The organism is Actinobacillus equuli (assembly GCF_900636745.1).
Taxonomy (GTDB): Bacteria; Pseudomonadota; Gammaproteobacteria; order Enterobacterales; family Pasteurellaceae; genus Actinobacillus; species Actinobacillus equuli.
In genome coordinates, this window is record NZ_LR134310.1 from 1,789,289 (window position 1) to 1,811,379 (window position 22,091).

Genomic DNA, 22,091 nt, shown 5'->3' on the forward strand with positions numbered 1-22,091 from the left:
ATTTTTAGAAGGTTAAAAAAATGCGTTTTATTTTAACGGCGCTCGCCCTATTTATGGCATCGAGCGCAAGCTATGCGGAAAAAAGTGAACCGATTCAAGGTCAATTAGAAAACGGTTTGAAATATACGATTCTCCCTTTACATGATGAAAAAGGGCATCTAGAAATCCGCTTACGCGTAAATGCAGGTGGTGTGGATGAAAATGATGATCAAGCCGGTGTGGCGCATATGGTAGAACATTTGGTGTTTAGAGGGACTCACGCACATCCAAATGGTTTGATGCCTTATTTACACGAGCAAAAATGGGTACGCGCCAAAAACTATAATGCGGTGACGACCACTGACAGTACAACTTATTTATTAACACCTCCGGCAACATCTGGCTTGGAGCAGAGTTTCTATTCTTTATCACAAATGGTGTTTCACGCAAATTTGACTCAAGAAGATTTGGATGATGAGCGCAAAATTATTATGGAAGAATGGCGACAAGGTTTAGGCGTTGGCGCAACAATGAATGAGCAACGTACTGCTGCGGTGAGAGCGGATTCTCGCTATGCTCGTCATCGCGTGATCGGTACACAGGAAAGCATTCAATCAATGCCGGCAACGCAGTTACAGCAGTTCTACCAAACCTGGTATGTGCCAAACAATATGAACTTATTGGTGGTAGGCGATGTTGAGCCGGAAAAAGCCAAAACAGAAATTCAGCGCTATTTTGGCGAGGTAAAAGCGAAAGCGTTACCTAAGCGTGATTATCTTGAGCCGGTTTTAAAAGAGCGTTTATTAATTAACAAAATTCAAGACCCTCGCAGTGGGGTAAGCCAAATTGCGTATATTTTCCGTTTTGACGAAAGTAAGAGCCGAGCTCAGACGGAAGACGGTCGTTATCAACGTTTATTAGATCGCCTTGCACTTTCTTCGTTAATTCAACGTTTGCGTAACCAAGCGGATGTATTGCCGAAAGGAGTATCAGCAGTGGTTCCTCGTAAATCGGATATCGGCAAAAACAGTGTCGCACTTGCGATTTTTGCTAGCGTTGAGCCGACAGCTCATCAGCTTGGTTTAAAACAAATTATCGAAGAGATTGAGCGTATTAAGCGTTTCCCGCTTTCTCAGGAAGAATTGGATAAGCAAAAAGCACCGATCTTTGCGCAAATTGAAAATGCGAAAAAACATGACGGCAATCGTGATTTCCAAAAATGGATGCAAGTGATGGTAGATACGGTGTTAGTTGATAAGCCGTTTTTGACTCAGCCGGAAATTGCCAATTTAACCGAACCGATGTTAAAAAAAATCTCGGTAGAAGAAGTAAACCAACGTATTCAAGATTGGTTTAATGCGAAAGATCGCTTGGTGAATTATCAACCGCCTCGTAAAACACAAATTGCCCCGATTACGGAAGCAATCGTGAATGAGTTACAAGCACAAGTAGAGAAATCGGAAATTGCCGCTCCGCAAAAAGAGAAAGAAATTGTGCCAATGTCATTAGAGACGGTAGTCGGTAAAGGTACAATCATCAGTGAGCAAAGCTTTGATGCGCAACAAGTAAAATATTGGATGCTTTCAAATGGTGATAAAGTGGTGTGGCTTAAATCACCTCTCGCTAAAGATCGCACCTTATTTATGGCACAAAGTTCAGCCGGCTTTAAAGCGCAAGGTTTAGGTATTTGGCAAAGCCAAATCGCTTCGCAATTAATTGAGCAAAACGCACCGCTTGATTGGGAAATTGAGCAACTGGTACGTTGGAAAGAGCTTAACAAAATTAATCTATCGATTAAGCAAACCGCAACTAAACTAAGTTTTGACGGTTCGGCGGAAAATGGCAAATTAGCGGAATTACTTCGTCTCTATTACGCTTACCAAAAGGAAACTAAGGTTAAAGAAGGTTTAGACGAAACCAAAGAATCTATTGCCAGAACGATTGATGTGCAGAATGAGAAAAGCGATGAAACCGAACGTTTAAAAGCGATCTCGAAACTACGCTTTAATCTTGAAAAAGTGGACGATACTTTGCCAAATAAGGCTTCATTAGCACAACTGACCGAAAAAGAGCTGAATGAGCAATGGGCGAAAATGGTGAGTGCGCCGACAACATTCTATTTAATGAATGATATGAATGAAGCGGACGTGAAGAAATTAGTTGCCGAATTGTTAGCGGATCTCCCTCGTGACAAGCGGTTGAATTCGACCCAAACTTTACCGGTTGACGGCAAAGCGCAGGCAGAATTTGCAATGAATCTAGAGCCGAAAGACGATGTCCGTTTATGGAGTTTTACCCCGCATCAATGGCAGGGTAAAGATGCAATGTTAGTTTCGCTGGTACGCAATATTGCAACTACTAAGTTGAAGAATACGTTACGTGATCAACAACTTGGCGTGTATAGCTTACGCTTCGACAGTACGCTCAATCCGGAAACGCAGCGAGTTGAATCGGAATTAAGTTTTGTCGCAAATCCGGATCTCACGGATAAATTGGTGGAACAAGCTCGCTTAGTATTAAGCGATCTAGCAAACCAAATTACAGAAGAGGATGTACAACAAGCTAAAGCGATGTTCGTACAAGCGGAAAAAGGTCGCTTGAATGAACCAAGAACATGGCTTTCACGTTTAATTTTAAGCGATGAGCAATTCGGTAATCCGCAATATCTCTCGGATATGCAGCAACTTACCGATGAAATCAGCGTAGAAAAAGTAAAAGCAATGGCGGGAAATATTTATAACCCGAATAGTGAAAAGCTGTTTGTGACGACGCCGAAAAAATAGTGTGAAGAGATGATAGGCGGAGCATAGTTTCCGCCTATTTTTTTAGCTTTTCTCGGAATTTTCAGGAATTTTCATGACGCAATTTTTTAAAAATTTATACGCATTATGTCAGCCGTATTGGATTAACAAATCGAATTGGCAAGCATGGCTGATGGCGATTGTTATTATTGGTATTGGTTCCGGTTTTACTTATATCAACGTTAAAATCACCGAGTGGTCAAAAGTGTTTTACGATACGCTTGCAGGGCTTGAGGTGGAAAAGGCTTATTCACTTTTAGGTGAATATTTTATTTATGTTGCCGTTTTCGTCTTGGCGAATGTCTATCGTACTTGGTTACGTAAATTGTTGATTATTCGTTGGCGTCAGGCAATGACGGAACAGTTTTTGAATCAGTGGTTTTCTAAGCAAATTTATTATCGCTTGGCACATCGTAAAAAAATGGATAATCCGGATCAACGGATTGCGGAAGATATTCACTTATTTATCGAATTGACCATTGAATTAACGATTTCTTTTATCTTCAACATCATTCAGCTATATGCTTTCTTTATGGTGTTATGGAATTTATCCGGTAGTCCTGAATTTACACTATTCGGGCATACTTTTGTGGTGAAAGGTTATTTAGTCTGGGTTGCGGTTGTGTATTCGATATTCGGTACGCTATTTACCCATTTTATCGGACGTAAGTTACACGGCTTAAATTATCAACAACAAATGTTTGAAGCGAATTTCCGTACCAGTTTAATTCGCAAGCAAGATAATGCGGAACAGATTGCACTTTACCAAGGGGAAGAAGCGGAAAAAATCACGCTCGCCAATGAGTTTAAAGCTATCGTCACTAACTGGCGTAGCCTGATGACTAAAGAATTACAGTTAGGGTTATTCACGGTGGGCTACGATCGTGTTTCGAACTTATTACCGGTGGTGTTCTCTATTCCATTGTTGATGATGAAAGTGATTACCTTTGGTGGCATTATGCAAATCCGCAGTGCTTTTAGTGTCGTAATTAATGCGTTTAGCTGGTTTATTTTCGCTTATTCACGCTTACCTGAATGGAGTTCGGCGATTAAACGTTTAACCCAATTAAAGCAAGAAATGGATGAATTGGAAAAGCGTGTTAAAGCAGAAATTGCCGTCAGCGATAAAGCGCTAGATACGCAAAAGCTTGCCATTTACACACCGGAAAATAACCGCTTGTTTAGTGATTTATCTCTGGCAATTGATCATAACCAATGGATTCGCTTAAAGGGTAAAAGCGGTTTAGGTAAATCGACTTTATTGCGAGTATTAAGCGGTATTTGGGATTATTATGAGGGCGAGTATAAGCAACCGAATAAACCAAGTTTGCTTGTGCCGCAACGCAGTTATTTAAACGAAGGCACTTTAGCGGACGTATTAAGCTATCCGAACAAAAATTGTTATAGCGATATTGAAATTAATACGGTCTTAGAGCTAGTAGGGCTAAGTGCATGGCAGAATCGTCTAATGGAAGTTCATGCTTGGCATAATGTTTTTTCAGGTGGGGAACAGCAACGTATCGCTTTTGCACGTATCTTACTGAATAAACCGGCAGTGATTTATTTAGATGAAGCAACCAGTAGCTTAGATGCGGAATCTGCGGCTCAAATGTTTAAATTAATTAAGCAGCAGCTTCCGAACGCTTCGGTGATTTTTATAACTCATCAACAAGAATTAGCACATTTTGCTAATCAAGAAATTGATTTAACTTTATATAAAGCCTAGTGCAATGAATCCAAAGCCTCTCTTTCAATGAAAAGAGAGGCTTTTTTATGGGGGCAACAAGCGGTCAAAAATGGCAAAAATTTTGCAAATTAGCCTTTTAGGCGGAATCGTCCACGACTATAACGGGTTTTCATCAAGGCGAGAATTTGTTCCTTGTCACTACTCACTTTCTGATTACTTTGTTTTGCAACCACTAACGAATGTTGAATCGAGTGAGCGTGAGTAATCGCAATCGCAAGGGCATCGGCGGCATCGGCTTGCGGTTTGGACGAAAGTTGAAGCATACGGGTGACCATATCTTGTACTTGGATTTTATCCGCCGAGCCGATACCGGTTACGGTTTGTTTGACTAAACGGGCGGCATATTCAAACACAGGTAAATCGTGATTTACCGCTGCGACAATCGCTGTACCACGAGCTTGCCCGAGTTTGAGTGCGGAATCGGCATTTTTCGCCATAAACACTTGTTCAATTGCAAACATATCAGGTTGGAATTGGGTGATGATTTCGGTCACGCCTGCATAGATGCGTTTTAAGCGAGTCGGTAGATCATCGACGGAAGTGCGAATTGCACCGCTTCCTAAATATTCTAAATGGCGTCCAGTTTGACGAATCACACCATAACCGGTAACCCGTGAACCGGGGTCAATTCCTAAAATAATCGGCATAGCTTGTCCAATGAATGAAAACAAGCGGGCAGATTTGCAAAAAATTTTACAAATCCGCCCGCTTATCTAAACGAATCAATCTGTTATTTATTTAACTTTGCAGTTGCAGTTTGATTAACTTCGCAGTTTTTTGCAAGGATTTCATCTGCATTTTTACCTTTTTTGAATAACATTCCCGCTTCGGTTTTATTAAAGGTTGAAAGTGAGAAGGTTTCATCTAAGTTCCATACGTGCGTTTTTGAGGCGAATGAAGCAAAGTCTTTATTTTTCTCATCACGCATTAACTCTTTTACCGCCACATCATTCACAGTTAAAGTTAAACCGGTTGCTTTTTCACCTTCGAAATCATAAGTTGCAACCACAGTTTTGCTGTTTTGGCATTGATAAACCACGGTTTTAGAAGACGCAGTTAATTTATTTTTTACAGTATTTACTGTGTTTGAAACGCCGTTAGATACGGCTGTCGCACCTTCTTTTACCGCATTTGTTGTCGCTGAAGCGGCATTTGATACACCTTCAGTTACGCTTGAAGCTACATCGCCTGCTGTTGAACAAGCCGCTAAGAGGGTCGCTAAAGATAACGCCGAAGCAAATTTCATTAATTTCATTTTATATTCCTTATGTTAGAGATAAACACACACGTTTTAAATGCATCCATTAGATGCTGGTTATTGAAGTTAGTTCAATTTAAGTAAAAAAGAAGCCAACCTAAAAGGTTGGCTATATATTGTAATTTATAACAATGCAGCAACTTCGTCGCTGATTTCACCGTTGTGATATACGTTTTGTACGTCATCACAATCTTCAAGACGGTTAATTAAATCAAGCAATTTTGGTGCAGTTTCTGCATCAAGTTCAACCGTAGTCGATGGAATCATCGTAACTTCCGCATTTTCAATTTTGAAACCGGCTTTTTCAATGCCGTCACGTACATCACCTAAATCTTCCCAAGCGGTATAGATTTCGAATGAACCGTCTTCTTGCGGTTGAATATCGTCTGCACCCGCTTCGATTGCTGCTTCGGTTAAAGCGTCTTCATCGCCTGAAGCAATTAAAATTAAACCTTTTTTGCTGAATAAGTAACCAACAGAACCTTCTGTACCTAAGTTACCACCGCATTTAGTGAAACTTGGGCGAACTTGTGAAATGGTACGGTTTGCGTTATCACTTAAACATTCAACCATCACCGCTGTACCACCCGGGCCGTAACCTTCATAGATTTTGGTTTCCATATTGGTGTCATCGCCACCACCTACACCACGCTCAATTGCACGGTTGATCGTATCACGAGTCATATTGTTTGATAACGCTTTATCTACTGCAGAACGTAAACGAGGGTTTGCAGAAACATCACCGCCGCCTAATTTAGCTGCAGTAACTAATTCACGGATTAATTTAGTAAAGATCTTACCGCGTTGCGCATCTTGTGCCGCTTTACGGTGTTTAATGTTAGCCCACTTACTATGACCTGCCATTCTGTTGTTTCCTTCTTTTAAATTTATGTTTTGAAAAAGTCCCCCTCTTTAGCAAAGAGGAGTTAGGGGAGATTTGGCAGAATAACCTTACACTCGTAAGAGAATTTGACATTACTATCAAATCTCCCCCTGCCCCTCTTTTCTAAAGAGGGGAGTTAAATATTTTGCAATTGCCGCCGCATTATTCGGTGATTTTGTTAGTTGGGTGGCTTCTTCAACGCTCACCCATTTAAACGCTAAATGTTCACTTAATATCGGTTGTTGTTCTTGCGTTAAGGCAAGTAAAAACCAATGTTCCGAGCAGTGCGTGACATCAGGCGCGTATTTATACCGAAAATGCGGAAAAATCTCAAATTCTACCGATTCGTTGCAATCTGTCAGCACCAGTTTTTCCGCTAAAATATTAATGCCAATTTCTTCTTTCACTTCACGAATTGCCGTTTCAAACGGCTGTTCGTTTGGTTCAAGCGAACCAGTGACCGATTGCCAAAATTCGGGATCGTCTTGGCGTTGCAGCATTAAGACTCTTCCCGAATTTTCTGCATAAATCACAACTAAAACGGAGTTAGGATTTTTGTAGTTCATTTAGATAATTATTCACACTAGGTCGGAATAATAAAAAAATAACGAAGCTGAATAATGCAAATACTGAAAAATGGATAATAAGCTCAGGAGTCATGCCTAAGTGATGGATTCCTGCAATTACGCCTACACCATTTTTTAGAGCCATTGGAATGAGATAAGCCAATAACAGTATTTTTCCCCAATATTTCTTTTTTAACAAAGCGATACTTCCTAGTAAAAGGAAGAATGCATTACTGATATTAAACAGTACATCTGAAAGAGTATAGAAGATGTTGTCTTGTAAAATAGGGATTGTAAATGAGCCATATAAACTAGATAAGTGGTTTACTATCAATAAGACAGCTGTACCCATCATTAGCCATGACGTAAGCATTATTGTTAATGGCTTTTTCATTTATTTAGCTACTTCCTTTACCGCAATACCAAGCTCTTCCAATGCTTGCGGGTTTGCAAAACTTGGTGCTTCGGTCATTAAACACGCTGCTGCGGTAGTTTTCGGGAATGCAATCACATCACGAATATTTTCTGTACCGGTGATAAGCATGGTTAAACGGTCTAAACCGAATGCAAGACCGGCGTGCGGTGGTGTACCGAATTTTAATGCGTCTAGTAAGAAACCGAATTTTTCTTGTTGATCTTGTTCGTTAATGCCGAGGATACCGAATACGGTTTGTTGCATTTTCGGATCGTAAATACGTACTGAACCGCCGCCTACTTCGTAGCCGTTGATAACCATATCATAAGCATTTGCAACCGCATTCACCGGATTTGCCGCTAATTCTTCCGGCGTTAAACCTTTTGGAGACGTGAACGGGTGGTGCATTGCAGAAAGATTACCTTCGCTGTCTTTTTCAAACATAGGGAAATCAATCACCCAAAGCGGTTTCCAAGCTGAAAGATCGGTTAATGCTAAATCACGACCAACTTTCAGACGTAAAGCACCCATTGAGTCGGTAACGACTTGCCATTTATCCGCACCGAAGAATAAGATATCGCCGCTAGTTGCGTTAGTACGCTCGATTAATGCTTTGAAAACCTCTTCGTTTAAGAATTTTGCTACCGGGCTTTGGATACCTTCCATGCCGGCATTCACATCATTGATTTTCGCCCACGCTAAGCCTTTTGCACCATAGATACCGACAAATTGCGTATATTCGTCAATTTGTTTACGAGTAAGCGTTGCACCGTTCGGTACACGAAGCACGGTTACACGACCGTCTGCTGAATTTGCCGGCTCGTTAAATACTTTAAACTCAACGTCTTTTAAAATGTCCGCCACGTCCACTAATTCTAATGGGTTACGTAAATCCGGTTTATCTGAACCGAAACGTTGCATCGCTTCCTGCCATGTCATGATTGGGAATTTGCCTAAATCGACATTTAAGCGATCCAACCATAAGCCGTGAATCATATTTTCCATTAATTCGCGTACTTCTTCAGCGGTTAAGAATGAAGTTTCCACATCGATTTGGGTAAATTCCGGCTGACGATCGGCACGTAAATCTTCATCACGGAAACATTTTACGATTTGGTAATAACGGTCAAAACCTGACATCATTAACAACTGTTTGAATAGCTGCGGTGATTGCGGTAAGGCGTAGAATTTACCGTTGTGTACACGGCTTGGCACTAAATAGTCACGCGCGCCTTCCGGTGTTGCTTTAGTTAGCATTGGTGTTTCGATATCAAGGAAACCGTTGTCGTCCATATAGCGGCGTACGAAGCTGGTGATTTTCGCACGTGTTTTAAGTTTTTCCGCCATTTCCGGACGACGTAAATCAAGATAGCGATATTTTAAACGTTGTTCTTCTGTGTTGTTTTGGTTGAAATCCAGCGGTAAAACTTCCGAGTTGTTATATACAACCACATTTTTCACTAAGACTTCGATTTCACCGGTCGCCATCTCTTTGTTGATTTGTGATTCATCGCGTGCAATCACCTCACCTTGAATTTGCACACACGCTTCCGAACGTAGGCTTGAAGCGATTTTGAAAAGCGCTTCGTCTTTCTCGTCAAAGAAAACTTGCACGATACCTTCACGGTCACGAATTTGCATAAAAATAAAACGACCGAGGTTACGCACACGGTGAACCCAACCGCTTAATGTTACGGTTTGACCAACGTGCGAGCGGTTTAAAACACCACAATAATGAGAACGCATCATAAAAATATCCTTTATAAAACTAATCGAAACTCAACAAAATCAATAATTGCAGAGTAAAAATAGTAGAGATTATAGCGGAACTTTACTAAAAATTGGAGAGAATAACGCAGACAAGCGGTCTAATTTTGATTTGATTTTACAAAATTGACATAAATGTTTGTGTTTCCTTCCTTCTATGGTCTAGCGGAGAATTTCGTTCATACGTCATTCTATGTGACTAGCAGTCAGCAAACCATCCTAAATTTATCGGCATATTGCAATAGCGCTACACTATTACCCTAATCTATTTACCGCAAGGATAGCTATGAGTTATATGTTTTACTTAGCCAGAGTAAAACTCATAGGACCAGATTTAACAATTTGTCGGTGATGTAGCTATAACGGGTTCGGCATTTAGATAAATCTCTCATACAGTCTGCGATTGGTTTATCTTTTCATTTTATGTGAGTATGAAAAACATCAATAAAAACATTATGTTACATATATCCGTCAATACAAATTGATAGCAATATTTTTCACGAACGAAAATTTTTCATTTACCAAAATACTCTTTGTTTCTTTTGATTTACATATATTGACAATTTGTGTGCTTGGTATATAAAATTGTCAATGATGGTATGTTATTGTAAATAACGCCATTGAAGAGGCAATTTCCATTGGTTACATCAATGTATTTGAAAATGCCTGAATATGTCTTCAAAAGAAACAACCGTTTTGAAGGTATGTTTCCATATTCTGTTCTGAGACAATTTTTCAATAATATTAATATTTAACTTACATAAAATAAAAAAGACCTTTCTATTAAGATCGGTCCCTAAAAGGAGATTAATCAAATGAAAACTCAAGCAAGTAAATTATTGGCATCTTTATGCCTTCTTTCATCTTTCTCGCCTGCGGTGTTAGCGGTATCAGCGCATGCATCTCAACCTGAGGTAGAAAAACTTAATAAGGATGTAGAAAACTTAAAACAGCAAATAGACTATGTAGGCTGGCTTGCTGATGATGCATCAACTGAAGCAAAAGCGCTCAAAGGTACAGTAAATAATGTAGAAAAAAAAGTACAAGATTTAAATAAAGAATTGGCAGAGGTTGAACAAATTGCTAAAGATGCACAGGATGATGCAAATGATGCTATAGGTAAAGCGATGGGGGCTGAGGAATTAGCTAAAAAAGCATTTGCTGCAGTATCAGATGCAACTGACCACTCTTCAGTAGCTGAGGAGTTTGCCCGAAAATCCGAAGAGATAGCAAAAACAGCAGAACTCAAAGCAAAAATTGCTGATAACAAAGCAGAGACAGCAAATCATAATGCTCAAACTGCTATTGATCTAGCAAGCAAGGCTAATGATAAAGCTACTCAAGCAGAACAAAAAGCAAAAATTGCTGATAACAAAGCAGAGACAGCAAATCATAATGCTCAAACTGCTATTGATCTAGCAAGCAAGGCTAATGATAAAGCTACTCAAGCAGAACAAAAAGCAAATGATGCTGACAAAGCCGCTCAAAAAGCAATTGCTCTAGCAACATCGATGGATAAAAAAGTAATGGATACGGAAAAATTAGCTAAAGACATGAATGCTAAAGCAAGTAATATGGAAAAAATGACATTAGAGGCTCATGCTCTAGCAAAAGATGCTAATGTAAAATTAACAGATACTGAAAAATTAGCTCAAAATGCAGAGACTAAAGCAGAAAAAGCTGAAACAACAGCAAAAGATGCGGCAACCAAAGCGACAGAAGCAGTAACAGTAGCAAAAGGCATTGAAAGCAAAGCAGAGCAAGCACAGAAAGATGCTAAAGAAGCGAATACTAAAGCAACAGAAGCAGTAACAGTAGCAAAAGGGATTGAAAATAAAGCAGATCAAGCGCAAAACATTGCAAATGCTGCTAATCAACGTGTTGGTAAAGTTGAAAAAGATGTTGCAAAACTAGGCAACCGCGTGCAGAACTTAGAACAACGTATTGATTCAATGGAAAAACGTTATGATAGAGGGATTGCAACTGCTGGTGCAATAGGGCTATTACCACAACCGCACGTTTCAGGTAAATCAATGTTTGCAGCCTCTGTAGCAAATTATCGTGCACAACAAGCAATTGCCGTAGGTTATTCGCGTTTAAGTAATAACGGTAAACATATTCTTAAACTTAGCGCATCATCAAATGTATCTGGTAAAAAAGATGTATTAGCAGGCGCGGCTTACGGTTACCAATTCTAATTTGGGGAATATAAAAAAGCGGATACATTGTATCCGCTTTTTTTTGCAAATTTGACCGCTTGTTTGTACTCAATCAGTATAAAAATGAGTGAATAGCCGGAAATTAGAGTAAACCCAATACTTTTCTACCGTTGATTGAGGCGATATTCGCCATTTCTTCTAAATTGGTAAAGCGACAGCCGGCAGAGAGTAAGCTAAGTTCTTGCCACATATCACCTTCGCATAACGGCACCATATAGTCACAGATGTTATCAGTACCGATTGCCACGGTAATGCCTTCCGGAATCAATTCGTCCGCCGGTGTAAGCGCATTGTGGAACGGCTGTAAATCTTCTTTACGACCGCTATCAATCCACGCCATTGGGCAGGCAATCACCATCATTTGTGAATCTCGCATTTTTTGGTATAGCATTTTGCGATATTCTTTCGGGTGTGCACCGATAGAAATACCGTGAATTGCCACCACTCGACCTTGCATGCCGTGTTCGATTGCTTTATCGCATAATTGTTCGGTTTCTTTTTCTTTCGGCGTATTAAATTGGTCTACGTGTACGTGCAACATTTTGCCGAGCGATTTAGCTTTATCCATTAAAATATCCATTGCTTCCAAACCTTTGCCGAAATCCAATTCGTCACGGTATGGTAAGCCACCAATCATATCCACCATTTCAGAACCGATATCAAACCATTTTTTCGCAGTCGGCTCAATTACGCCTTTTAACGTTTGGTTGGCAAATTTTAAAGTAATATCGCTTTTATACACTTCACGTGCTTTGTGGGCGGCAATAATTGCACGATCTTCACATACACCGTCAATATCCACAAAAGTACCGAATGCGGTAACCCCTTGTGAAATCATTAATTCGATTGCTTGTGAAAAACGGCGGTAGTAGTCATCAACTGTTGAGTTACGTTTTACTTCGTCAACTAAATCCCATTTTTGTTGGAGATTGGCATTTTGATAAATGGTAATTTTCTCCGGCGTCATCGTAAATGCGCGGTCTGCATGGGCATGGGCATTAACCCATCCCCCTTTTTTAATGATTTCATCACGAATATGGCTTTTGAGCGTACGAATTAATTGGCTCATGTTAATCTTTTCCTCTCTACTTATTTTTGCTGAATTTTAGGTAAAAAAAAGATCTCCGAATAAGAGATCTACAAATATATTGAAATGCCAAAAAAAGAGCCAAGCACCATAATGAAATGATGTTTGGCTAAATGAGTGTTTAAGTATGTTGTAAAATTTAGCATATGAATCTATCTAGTTCCTTTCTTGGCACTAGGGCTGTAGTATATCTTCTAAAGGAACAAAAAGCAAACGTTTGCTTTTTGAATTTGCATTATATTTATACATACCTTACAATTCGCTCGTTCTCATTGGGGTGCTTTACAAGGCTGAGAAATTACCCATAGAACCTGATCTGATTAGTATCAGCGTAGGGATTTGAGACGTTTGCTATGCTTACCATATATTAAGGTAGCTAGTTTTACTCAAATCCTTCTAGCTTATTTTTAGAAGGAATATACGACAATGAAAAAACTTTTGGCATTATCGGCTTGCTGTTTTGCGGCACAGGCTGTAGCGCAAACACCTGTCTTGACGGTTTACACTTATGATTCTTTCACTTCAAAGTGGGGACCAGCGCCAAAACTTGAAGAATTATTTGAAAAACAATGTCAATGTGACGTGAGATTTTTGCCCTTTGAAGACGGTATTACGATGTTTAATCGAATTCGTTTAGAGGGTAAAAAAACCAAGGCGGACGTGATGCTAGGCATTGATAATTTTACGATGGAAGAAGCGCAAAAATCGGGATTCTTCACCGAGCACGAATTAACCGTTGCGGATTTTCCTTGGCAAAATAAAGTATTCTTTCCATATGATTACAGCGAATATGCTTTTATCTATAACAAGGAGAAATTAGCGCAGCCGCCGAAATCATTAAAAGAATTAGTTGAACGCCAAGATTTAAAAGTGATTTATCAAGACCCTCGTACCAGTACGGTTGGTCGAGGTTTATTATTTTGGGTAAACAGCGTGTACGCTGATAAAGCGGAAGAAGCTTGGAAAACTTTAGCTAAACATACGGTAACTGTTGGTAAAGGCTGGTCTGAAACTTATGGTGCCTTTTTAAAAGGCGAGTCTGATTTGGTACTAAGTTATGCGACTTCACCGCTTTATCATCAATGGCATGAAAAAACTGACAAGTATGTCGCTGCGCAATTTGAAGAAGGCCATTTGGTTCAAACGGAAGTTGCTGCGATTACCAAAGTGAGTAAGCAAAAAGCATTAGCCAAACAATTTTTGCAATTTTTACATCAAGCTCAAGCGCAAAATGTGATTTCTTATCATAATGTGATGAAACCGGTGATAAGTACAGAAGCAGATCCCGCATTTAAAGCGTTACCTGAATATAAACAACTAGCTTTTATACAGCCGTCTCCTGAGACAGTGAGACAATGGATCGCAAGCTGGCAACAGAGCTGGTAATTGAAATAATTAGGTTATTTTAACGGCTAATGGAATCTTTAGCCGTTTTTATTGTCTGCTAAGCGGTAAAAATTACAAAAATTTTTGCAAAATCTGATTGCCAAAAGGGATTACATTTGTTATTTATACGCCCTTTTGAATTATCCCCTAAAATTTTTTATATCAATTTATTCTAAACAGGGGCAACACTATCCAACAAGGAGTGAAATTATGGCTCAAGTGGCAGGTACCACTTCATTAGGTTTATTAGCTCTAGCAGGCGTTACACCTTACCAACCTAAAAAAGACGAAGAATACATGAGCGATGCGCAAAAAGAGCATTTTCGTAAAATTCTTCGTGCGTGGCATGTTCAAATTATGGAAGAAGCTGAGCGCACCAAAAGCCAAATGCAAGAAGAAGTTGCAAATTTTGCCGATCCAGCAGACCGCGCAACACAGGAAGAAGAATTCAGTCTTGAATTAAGAAATCGTGACCGTGAGCGTAAATTGCTTAAAAAAATTGAGCAAACGCTAAATAGCATTGCCGAAGATGAATACGGCTATTGCGAAACTTGTGGGGTAGAAATTGGTCTACGTCGTTTAGAAGCTCGCCCGACGGCAGATATGTGTATTGACTGTAAAACGCTTGCAGAAATCCGTGAAAAGCAAATGGGCTTATAAGCTTAATTAGAAATGGATAATTGAAATTGATAATGGACAATCTCATATTGTCCATTATTTTTATTATGATTTAATTATCTATTATCGATTGTTAATTTCAGAGGTGTATTATTTTTAACTATATCAAATCGTTGTTTACTCGTCGAAAAAACGTTAAAAAGCAACCGCTTGTAGAGTTTGAATCGGAAGGACGTAAGCAAGGCAAGAACGCTAAAGCAGCAGAATCACGTACTAAACGCTCTGCTTCGAAAGCGATTGAAAACAAAACGCACTCGTCTAAAAAAGCCAAGAAGGCAAATAATACAAATATGCCTTCTTATCTGTTACACAAAAAATTTACAGTAAATGCCGGCCATTATGATATTACGCCGAAAGACTTTCCGAAAAATGCGCTAGCTATCGTTGAAAAATTACAGCGTGCCGGTTTTGAAGCCTACGTGGTCGGTGGTTGTATTCGAGATTTATTGTTGGGACATAAACCAAAAGATTTTGACGTTGCAACTAATGCAAAGCCAGAAGAAATTCAAAAAATCTTTGGTCGTCAATGTCGTTTAATCGGGCGCCGTTTCCGTTTGGCACATATTGTATTCGGGCGTGATATTTATGAAGTGGCGACTTTCCGAGCGGATCATAGCAATCATAGCAGCGATAAAATCTCAAAAGTCAGCGAAGAAGGTATGCTGTTACGTGACAATGTGTACGGCACGCTACGTGAAGACGCACAGCGTCGCGATTTCACGGTTAACTCGCTCTATTACGATCCGAAACATAACCTGATTTTTGATTTCTTTGACGGTATTGCGGATCTGAAAGCCGGTAAATTACGTTTAATCGGTGATCCGGTTGTGCGCTATCAAGAAGATCCTGTGCGTATGTTACGTGCGGTTCGCTTTATGGCGAAATTGGATATGTTCTTGGATAAACCGACCGATGCGCCGATTCGTGAATTAGCCCATTTATTGAAGAATATCCCGGCGGCACGTTTATTTGATGAGTCATTGAAATTATTGCAATCAGGGCAAGGCTTTAAAACTTATCAATTAATGCGTCAATATGGGCTATTTGAGCAGTTATTCCCAGTACTTGTGCCGTTTTTTACCGAACGTAATGATTCGAATGCGGAGCGAATGTTAAGTAAAGCACTTAATTCAACCGATGATCGTATTCGTGATAATTTACGTGTGAATCCAGCATTTTTATTTGCAGCCCTTCTTTGGTATCCATTACGTGAGAAAATGGAAGTGCTGAAAAATGAAGGTGGCTTAAATAGTCATGATGCGATGATGCTGGCGGCTAATGATATATTAGCCGAAAGCTGTAAAGCAATTGCATTACATCGCCGTCATACATCTGTGATTCGTGATATTTGGGCGTTACAATTCCAGATGACTAAGCGTTCGGGCAAACGTCCGCAGCAGACGCTAGAACACGTAAAATTCCGTGCGGGTTTTGATTTATTAGTGATGCGTGCTGAGATTGAAGGCGGTGATTTAGTTGAGCTTTCAGCGTGGTGGCATGAATACCAATTTAGCAATGACGCACAACGTGCGGAAATGCTTAAAGCGGTCAGAAATTTGCCGAATTTTGCAGGCGAAGAAAAGAAAAAACGCCGTCGTAAGACATTTAGAAAGAAAAAGCCGGCGAAGAAAGCCACGGCTGAATAAATTGAAGTATGGCGCAAGTGAGAACTTGTGCCTTTTCTTTTAGCTAGATTGACAGAAACGGACATTATGATGAAAACGGTTTATATCGCTTTAGGTTCCAATTTAGATAATCCGCTTGCGCAAGTTAAACAAGCGGTCGAATCTTTAAAAACATTTGCAATTAATTTTGAAATTAGTCCATTCTACGGCAGTAAGCCGGTCGGGCCGCAAGATCAACCGGATTATGTAAATGCGGTGGCAAAATTTGAGACGGATTTAACCGCATTAGCATTGCTTGATAAACTACAAAGTATTGAAAATGCTCAAGGGCGAGTACGAATTCGCCGCTGGGGCGAACGTACGTTGGATTTGGATATTATCTTATACGGCGATGAACAGATTCAAAACGAACGTTTAACCGTACCGCATATCGAAATGAAAAATCGAGAATTTGTAATTGTACCGATGTATGATCTTAACCCTGATTTGGTACTACCAAGCGGTGAAAAATTAGCGGAAATTTACCAACAATTTAAACATCATCAAATGGTGACGTTCTAATTATAAATGCACGGAATGTTCCGTGCATTTTTTTATGGGAGCTATTCTGCCGGTGTTGCTACCACCGCTTCTGATTTAGCCGCTTTGTTATCTGAGGTTTGCAATACGGCACGAGACTTTTCATCAAATTTCACATCAATACGGTGATCAACCACCACATTCATATTAATCGTGATCCCTTCCGCCGGCGTTTCAAGCTGTACTTTTGGCGTACAAGCGGTCAAATTTAGGCAAAAAATTGCAAAAAGTAGGCTTTTTCTCATTTTCTTTTATCTAGTTGCTGGTAAATAGAATTTTCAAGATTCTGTTCGACATAAGAACCTGAATTGATCATATGCCAAAGGCTAAAGATATTCTCTTTATGATGATAATTAAAGTTAATTTTGGCTTTTTCTTGCTGATTAAGCTGCATTTTTAATTTGGCATCTAACGCCATTTCACCATTCGGCCCAACATTAATCAAGCTACGTAAATCGGTAATTTTCGTATCGTTAAGTAAATAGAGTAATAGTCGCTCGGAATAGCCGCTGGTTTGTGAAATTGCTTTCATTAATTCGGGCTGAATTTTTAAATTCGATTCCACAGCTTGGGTCAGTAAGCCGTCACATACATAACAAGGTTTACCTTCCAACCAAAACGGCAAGGTAGCATTGGCTTTGCCTTTGAGCTCAATTTGCTGATATTGCACCAATTCGAGGATACGTTCGAAATTGATATTTGCCAGCTTTAAATAAGCAATTTGAGTTTGTGGCAAGGCAAATTGCTCAACACTCAACGCACCATCTAATAAATTCATTGAAAGCTGTTTGAGCATTAACGGCTTTTTACGGCTATAAGGATAATGCCCAAACACTTTTACATGAATATTCTCAATCGGTAAACCAATATTCAATTGCCCGATTTTTAAGTCGATAGGCTGCTTCAAACCAAAGTCAAACTCGTTGTCCTGTAAGCGGTAGGGCAGGTTAAATTCAATTGCTTTTGCTTCACCGTTCGGCATGGAAAGCGCTGCGTTACGAATGGCAAAATGCCCACCGGCAATAATACCTTTTTCCGCACTGGCGCTGAAAGCGGTTTCGCCTCGAACAGTGCCGCTGGTGATTAGCCAATGTTGACGAAACGGAATTAACGGTTGGAACACTTTTGCCGGTTGTTCTTTCCAATATAATCGCCCAATCAGTTCGCTTGCGGTTTTGGTCAGTTTACGGCGGGCGAATAATTGAAGCGGTTTGATTTGTTCTGCTTGCAGTTCGCCTTTTAGGTTCAAGTTTTCAATTTCACCGTTCACTTGTAATTTTGCGGACGGCGATGGAATTTTCCCGCCGTAATCAAAACTAATTTCAGGCGATTGGATTTGAAGTCCGCCGTTAAGTTGCCATTTTTCATAAGCAAATTTAATTGGTTCCAGTAAACGTAATTCAGTTTTAGGAATATACACGCCTTTCTGGTGAATTTTGCCTAATTCACCACTTAATTTGTTGAGTTGTACCAAATTTTGGTGCCAATTTCCTTGTCCGCTAATATTGAGTTTGCTGGCTATTGTGTGGATATTGGTATCGCCCCAAACTCGCCATTGCCACAAATCTTGTACCGCATTTTTATCCGCAACGTCTTCAAAAAAGTCTAATTGTCCCATTTTGAAGTTTTTGGCAAAACCGTCTAAATGCAGATTGATGTTTTTAAAATCAGGGCTTTCACCTTTGAATACTGCATGTAAGCGACCATTTACACCATGCTTATTAATCTGAATACCGGCAAGCGGAAAACGTAATTCATGAATTGCCAGTAATCGTTGTTTCCCGACCAAACGTAACAGCGATTTTGGCTGAAATTTAAAACTCAGATGCTCAAATTTACCGCTAAATGCTACCGGTAAAGAACTGTACAGAATGAAATCGTCATATTTCACATTACCGGTAATTTGAAACGGCATATTTAAACTGTCAGCTTGTAATTCACCGTCACGGCTTTCCAATACAATATTTCCTTTACCGGCATTTTTACTTTGCGATAGCAAGTTAAAACGTAAGTAGGTTTTAATCGGATAATAATCACCATTCGCAAAACTGTTTGGCGTGAGTTTTGCATTAATAAAGCCTTGCAGCGGAAAATCTTCCAGCCAATCCCAATAGAATTTACCCTGTTTAATTTCAAGGGTTTGTGAATCAAAACGGAATGGGAAGTTTAAGCGGTTTTTCGGGGCAGTTTCAGAAGCGAAAGCCCAATCGCCGACTAACTGATTTTGTTCATCGGTTTGCCAACTGAGTAGAGAGCTTCCTTCTCTAATTACTTCATTTGCGACGATTTCTTTCGGTAGAATCCAGTGATAATCGCCTTCAAATTGTGATGGAATGGCGAACAAATCTTTCGGGTTCACGTGGGCGGAAAACAGTAAATTGTGTTTTTCCTGTTCGCTCGGTTGATAGCTTAAATTGCCGGAAAGCGTTTGATTGGTAAATTCTGCAGTTAATTCGACCGCTTGTTGGCGGATTAAAACGGTCAATTTTTGCTGAAAAAATGCAAATTTGCTGTAACTCGGCGTGGTTAGTAATTGCGCTAAACGAGGATGTAAATCATCAGGTAAATTTCTCCAATGTAACGCTTTAATTTCCGCCTCGCCCTCGGGGAGCAAAGCTAGAATTGGCGTAAGAGAGAACGTAGATGATGAATCATCCGAGGTTGGTAATTGAGTTAAACATTGATAATCAAGAATCGCTTTATCGATTGAGATACTATGCTGGTTGTGCCAATGTACAGCAAGGTTATCGACTGTAATTAAAGGACAATTTTGATAGGTGAGAGAAAATTTCGCTAAATTTGCATTTTCTAAATTAGCTTGAATACCGCCGGCGGGCGTTTGAATTTGCCAGCCGTCCGGTAGTAACCAATTCGTTACCGTAGCAAGTTGCTTACCTGAAAGCAGTGTCGCACCGCCGACAATCAGCAGTGCAACAAAAGTACCGATAACAAGTAAGCTACGTTTTAGCATTAGATCATATTGGTAAATGGATAGAACATCGCTAATAAGGTAGCTAATGTCCATCCGAGTGGGTTTTTAATTTGTTTTTCGCCTTTGCCGAGTAATAACCAAGCGAGTAAAGCGAAAATCACAAATTGCACGAGAAAATAAACTACATAGGGCAATAACGACATATCCGGCATAATTTGCAATTGTTGGTACAGTACGAATGCACTCCATAAATAATTTAGTACTAAAACGATTAGCGCAAGCTGTACTAATAATTTAAAGAAAACATCAAGACGGCTTTTTGCCAACATCAAATACCAACCGGCAAGTAAAATACCGAATAACAGTTGGGCAAAATTATTGGCGCGCACACCGTTAAATAAAGATGGAAGTTCAACCCAATAAATCGCTAAATACTGAATCATTCCCACCGCAAGAATACCGAAAGCGCAGTAAATTAAGGTGTTCATCGGTTTTTCATGTGCGTTAAATAACCAATAAAAAATACCGAGCATCAATGATGCCACTCCGGCAAGAGCCATCGGATTATGTTTTGGTGTGAAGCCGATTGAATAAACGAAATTGCCAAGCGCAAATACGATGAAGAATTTTAGTACGAATAACAATCTACCCGTTTGCCCCGGGCAAATTTCTCCTTTCCATAACACAAAAAATGCAATGAGATTTGCAACGAAAAAGGCGAGTAAATACGGCGAGATAAAAATCGCATTTTGTGGTGCAAAATAGTGATTAAGTAACATTTGTACAAACAGCATTAGTACCATTGGTAGTAGTGCGTGTGTGGCAATATCATATTTTTTTTCAGAATCGTGATTGTGCGACATAACTTAAAATTGATAGATAAGTAAAATTGAAAAATGATTTTAGCGTGAAATTATGCCATAATATATGTAGTTTTTTAACTTAAATAAGGAATGAACTATGCGAATTTTACATACCATGTTACGCGTAGGCGATTTGGAGCGTTCGATTAAATTCTATACCGAAGTATTAGGTATGCGCTTACTTCGTACTAGCGAAAACCCTGAATATAAATATTCATTAGCATTTTTAGGCTATGCGGACGAAAGCGAAAGTGCGGTTATTGAATTAACTTATAACTGGGGCGTAGAAAGCTATGAATTAGGTACGGCGTACGGTCATATTGCATTAGGTGTTGACGATATTTATGCAACGATTGAAAACGTGCGTGCGGCAGGCGGTAAAATTACGCGTGAGCCGGGCCCGGTATTAGGTGGTAAAACAGTAATTGCTTTTGCCGAAGATCCGGACGGTTATAAAATTGAGTTTATTGAAAATAAAAATGCACAGGCTGCATTAGGTAATTAATTTTATTTGCTATAAATAGCCTCCGGCTATTCGTAGTGCAAGCGGTCAAATTTTAAGAGATATTTGCAAATTCTCTTTAAAATCCGACCGCTTTTTCTTTAAATAGGTGTAAAACCACCTGTAATGAATAGACAATGACAGAACAAGTAACAGACTATAATTTATTAAAAAATCGTTTTCGTGGTTATTTACCGGTAATTATTGATGTGGAAACCGCCGGATTGAATGCACAAACAGACGCTTTGTTGGAACTGGCAGCCATCACGGTAAAAATGGATGAGAACGGCTATTTAGTGCCGGATCAAAAATGCCATTTTCATATTCAGCCGTTTGAAGGGGCGAATATCAATCCGGATTCGCTTAAATTTAATGGTATTGATATTGATAACCCATTGCGTGGAGCAGTAGCGGAAAATATTGCGATTCCCGAAATGTTTAAAATGGTACGCCGTGCAATGAAAGAGCAGGGGTGTCAGCGAGCAGTGATAGTGGCGCATAACGCTACCTTTGATCAGGCATTCGTACAAGCGGCGGTTAAACGTATCAATGCGAAGCGTGATCCGTTTCATCCGTTTGCAATGTTTGATACTGCAACACTTGCCGGTTTTATGTATGGACAAACCGTATTAGTAAAGGCTTGCCAAATGGCAAAAATTTCGTTTGATGGTAAACAGGCGCATTCAGCCTTGTATGATACGGAAAAAACTACAGAATTATTCTGCGCAATGGTGAATCGTTTAAAAGATCTCGGTGGTTTTCCGCTCGTGAGTGATAGCGAATCAGACGCATAATACGAGTAAA

At 39.7% G+C, this 22,091-nt stretch carries 19 protein-coding genes and 1 riboswitch; of the genes, 9 read left to right on the forward strand and 10 right to left on the reverse strand.

From position 1 onward, the window contains the following. Positions 1 to 20: 20 nt before the first annotated feature. Positions 21 to 2,762, forward strand: a complete 2,742-nt coding sequence (locus EL121_RS08465; protein WP_039196108.1) for a M16 family metallopeptidase — start codon at positions 21 to 23, stop codon at positions 2,760 to 2,762. Between the two features lie 73 nt (positions 2,763 to 2,835). Then, positions 2,836 to 4,506: an ABC transporter ATP-binding protein/permease gene (locus EL121_RS08470; RefSeq protein ID WP_039196110.1), complete on the forward strand. Its 1,671-nt coding sequence runs from the start codon at positions 2,836 to 2,838 to the stop codon at positions 4,504 to 4,506. 89 nt (positions 4,507 to 4,595) lie between these two features. Here EL121_RS08470 and ruvC read toward each other — a convergent pair whose 3' ends face one another. The 6 genes from ruvC to aspS all read right to left on the reverse strand — a co-directional run bounded on the left by ruvC (position 4,596) and on the right by aspS (position 9,398). Then, positions 4,596 to 5,174 carry a crossover junction endodeoxyribonuclease RuvC gene (gene ruvC / locus EL121_RS08475; protein ID WP_014991005.1) on the reverse strand — a complete coding sequence of 193 codons (579 nt, stop codon included), beginning with the start codon at positions 5,172 to 5,174 and terminating at the stop codon, positions 4,596 to 4,598. Positions 5,175 to 5,257: 83 nt separating this feature from the next. Next, a complete protein-coding gene (locus EL121_RS08480; RefSeq protein ID WP_039196112.1) occupies positions 5,258 to 5,782 on the reverse strand; it encodes a hypothetical protein in 525 nt (174 codons plus the stop codon). Between the two features lie 126 nt (positions 5,783 to 5,908). Continuing rightward, the gene (locus tag EL121_RS08485; protein ID WP_005624439.1) at positions 5,909 to 6,649 is read right to left on the reverse strand and encodes a YebC/PmpR family DNA-binding transcriptional regulator; all 741 of its coding nucleotides are present in this window, start codon (positions 6,647 to 6,649) and stop codon (positions 5,909 to 5,911) included. A 117-nt stretch (positions 6,650 to 6,766) separates the two neighbouring features. After that, positions 6,767 to 7,234 carry a dihydroneopterin triphosphate diphosphatase gene (nudB, locus tag EL121_RS08490; protein WP_039196114.1) on the reverse strand — a complete coding sequence of 156 codons (468 nt, stop codon included), beginning with the start codon at positions 7,232 to 7,234 and terminating at the stop codon, positions 6,767 to 6,769. Then, a complete protein-coding gene (locus tag EL121_RS08495) occupies positions 7,215 to 7,628 on the reverse strand; it encodes a hypothetical protein (RefSeq protein WP_014991009.1) in 414 nt (137 codons plus the stop codon). The genes nudB and EL121_RS08495 overlap by 20 nt, the downstream gene beginning before the upstream one ends. Then, positions 7,629 to 9,398, reverse strand: coding sequence for an aspartate--tRNA ligase (aspS, locus tag EL121_RS08500; RefSeq protein ID WP_039196116.1), 1,770 nt, complete (start codon positions 9,396 to 9,398; stop codon positions 7,629 to 7,631). Between the two features lie 833 nt (positions 9,399 to 10,231). Between aspS and EL121_RS08505 the strand changes: the two genes are divergently transcribed. Continuing rightward, positions 10,232 to 11,614 (forward strand): YadA C-terminal domain-containing protein, encoded by a 1,383-nt coding sequence (locus tag EL121_RS08505; protein ID WP_052190371.1) that lies wholly within the window; start codon positions 10,232 to 10,234, stop codon positions 11,612 to 11,614. Positions 11,615 to 11,717: 103 nt separating this feature from the next. Here the strand turns inward: EL121_RS08505 and EL121_RS08510 are convergent, their stop codons facing one another. Then, positions 11,718 to 12,704 (reverse strand): amidohydrolase family protein, encoded by a 987-nt coding sequence (locus EL121_RS08510; protein WP_039196118.1) that lies wholly within the window; start codon positions 12,702 to 12,704, stop codon positions 11,718 to 11,720. 281 nt (positions 12,705 to 12,985) lie between these two features. Further along, a riboswitch (TPP riboswitch) is annotated at positions 12,986 to 13,078 on the forward strand. 70 nt (positions 13,079 to 13,148) lie between these two features. Between EL121_RS08510 and thiB the strand changes: the two genes are divergently transcribed. From thiB to folK, 4 genes are all read left to right on the forward strand, one after another. Continuing rightward, on the forward strand, positions 13,149 to 14,108 hold the full coding sequence (gene thiB, locus EL121_RS08515) for a thiamine ABC transporter substrate binding subunit (protein WP_039196121.1): 960 nt from the start codon (positions 13,149 to 13,151) through the stop codon (positions 14,106 to 14,108). Between the two features lie 210 nt (positions 14,109 to 14,318). Continuing rightward, complete coding sequence (gene dksA / locus EL121_RS08520) at positions 14,319 to 14,768, forward strand: RNA polymerase-binding protein DksA (RefSeq protein WP_005624430.1); 450 nt, start codon at positions 14,319 to 14,321, stop codon at positions 14,766 to 14,768. 131 nt (positions 14,769 to 14,899) lie between these two features. Then, positions 14,900 to 16,432, forward strand: a complete 1,533-nt coding sequence (gene pcnB / locus EL121_RS08525; RefSeq protein ID WP_039196122.1) for a polynucleotide adenylyltransferase PcnB — start codon at positions 14,900 to 14,902, stop codon at positions 16,430 to 16,432. Between the two features lie 69 nt (positions 16,433 to 16,501). After that, positions 16,502 to 16,972, forward strand: coding sequence for a 2-amino-4-hydroxy-6-hydroxymethyldihydropteridine diphosphokinase (folK, locus tag EL121_RS08530; RefSeq protein WP_039196124.1), 471 nt, complete (start codon positions 16,502 to 16,504; stop codon positions 16,970 to 16,972). 41 nt (positions 16,973 to 17,013) lie between these two features. Here folK and EL121_RS08535 read toward each other — a convergent pair whose 3' ends face one another. The 3 genes from EL121_RS08535 to EL121_RS08545 are packed head-to-tail and all read right to left on the reverse strand — an operon-like array spanning position 17,014 to position 20,785. Beyond that, positions 17,014 to 17,235 carry a YnbE family lipoprotein gene (locus EL121_RS08535; RefSeq protein WP_014991014.1) on the reverse strand — a complete coding sequence of 74 codons (222 nt, stop codon included), beginning with the start codon at positions 17,233 to 17,235 and terminating at the stop codon, positions 17,014 to 17,016. Next, positions 17,232 to 19,961, reverse strand: coding sequence for a YdbH family protein (locus EL121_RS08540; RefSeq protein ID WP_039196126.1), 2,730 nt, complete (start codon positions 19,959 to 19,961; stop codon positions 17,232 to 17,234). Before EL121_RS08540 ends, EL121_RS08535 begins: the two co-directional genes overlap by 4 nt. After that, positions 19,961 to 20,785, reverse strand: a complete 825-nt coding sequence (locus EL121_RS08545; RefSeq protein ID WP_014991016.1) for a hypothetical protein — start codon at positions 20,783 to 20,785, stop codon at positions 19,961 to 19,963. The genes EL121_RS08540 and EL121_RS08545 overlap by 1 nt, the downstream gene beginning before the upstream one ends. Before the next feature lie 97 nt (positions 20,786 to 20,882). On the opposite strand from EL121_RS08545, the gene gloA reads away from it, so the two are divergent. Both gloA and rnt read left to right on the forward strand, forming a co-directional pair. Then, positions 20,883 to 21,290: a lactoylglutathione lyase gene (gene gloA, locus EL121_RS08550; protein WP_039196129.1), complete on the forward strand. Its 408-nt coding sequence runs from the start codon at positions 20,883 to 20,885 to the stop codon at positions 21,288 to 21,290. A gap of 134 nt (positions 21,291 to 21,424) precedes the next feature. Then, on the forward strand, positions 21,425 to 22,081 hold the full coding sequence (gene rnt, locus EL121_RS08555; protein ID WP_039196131.1) for a ribonuclease T: 657 nt from the start codon (positions 21,425 to 21,427) through the stop codon (positions 22,079 to 22,081). Positions 22,082 to 22,091 lie beyond the last annotated feature (10 nt).

What these genes read in the sequence shown, in the direction of transcription:
- EL121_RS08510 (WP_039196118.1), bottom strand. Translation starts at nt 12,704, where the DNA reads ATGAGCCAATTAATTCGTACGCTCAAAAGCCATATTCGTGATGAAATC.
- thiB (WP_039196121.1), top strand. Translation starts at nt 13,149, where the DNA reads ATGAAAAAACTTTTGGCATTATCGGCTTGCTGTTTTGCGGCACAGGCT.
- rnt (WP_039196131.1), top strand. Translation starts at nt 21,425, where the DNA reads ATGACAGAACAAGTAACAGACTATAATTTATTAAAAAATCGTTTTCGT.
- EL121_RS08495 (WP_014991009.1), bottom strand. Translation starts at nt 7,628, where the DNA reads ATGAAAAAGCCATTAACAATAATGCTTACGTCATGGCTAATGATGGGT.
- EL121_RS08535 (WP_014991014.1), bottom strand. Translation starts at nt 17,235, where the DNA reads ATGAGAAAAAGCCTACTTTTTGCAATTTTTTGCCTAAATTTGACCGCT.
- dksA (WP_005624430.1), top strand. Translation starts at nt 14,319, where the DNA reads ATGGCTCAAGTGGCAGGTACCACTTCATTAGGTTTATTAGCTCTAGCA.
- EL121_RS08485 (WP_005624439.1), bottom strand. Translation starts at nt 6,649, where the DNA reads ATGGCAGGTCATAGTAAGTGGGCTAACATTAAACACCGTAAAGCGGCA.
- EL121_RS08545 (WP_014991016.1), bottom strand. Translation starts at nt 20,785, where the DNA reads ATGTCGCACAATCACGATTCTGAAAAAAAATATGATATTGCCACACAC.
- EL121_RS08470 (WP_039196110.1), top strand. Translation starts at nt 2,836, where the DNA reads ATGACGCAATTTTTTAAAAATTTATACGCATTATGTCAGCCGTATTGG.
- EL121_RS08465 (WP_039196108.1), top strand. Translation starts at nt 21, where the DNA reads ATGCGTTTTATTTTAACGGCGCTCGCCCTATTTATGGCATCGAGCGCA.
- aspS (WP_039196116.1), bottom strand. Translation starts at nt 9,398, where the DNA reads ATGATGCGTTCTCATTATTGTGGTGTTTTAAACCGCTCGCACGTTGGT.
- folK (WP_039196124.1), top strand. Translation starts at nt 16,502, where the DNA reads ATGAAAACGGTTTATATCGCTTTAGGTTCCAATTTAGATAATCCGCTT.
- nudB (WP_039196114.1), bottom strand. Translation starts at nt 7,234, where the DNA reads ATGAACTACAAAAATCCTAACTCCGTTTTAGTTGTGATTTATGCAGAA.
- EL121_RS08480 (WP_039196112.1), bottom strand. Translation starts at nt 5,782, where the DNA reads ATGAAATTAATGAAATTTGCTTCGGCGTTATCTTTAGCGACCCTCTTA.
- gloA (WP_039196129.1), top strand. Translation starts at nt 20,883, where the DNA reads ATGCGAATTTTACATACCATGTTACGCGTAGGCGATTTGGAGCGTTCG.
- EL121_RS08505 (WP_052190371.1), top strand. Translation starts at nt 10,232, where the DNA reads ATGAAAACTCAAGCAAGTAAATTATTGGCATCTTTATGCCTTCTTTCA.
- ruvC (WP_014991005.1), bottom strand. Translation starts at nt 5,174, where the DNA reads ATGCCGATTATTTTAGGAATTGACCCCGGTTCACGGGTTACCGGTTAT.
- EL121_RS08540 (WP_039196126.1), bottom strand. Translation starts at nt 19,961, where the DNA reads ATGCTAAAACGTAGCTTACTTGTTATCGGTACTTTTGTTGCACTGCTG.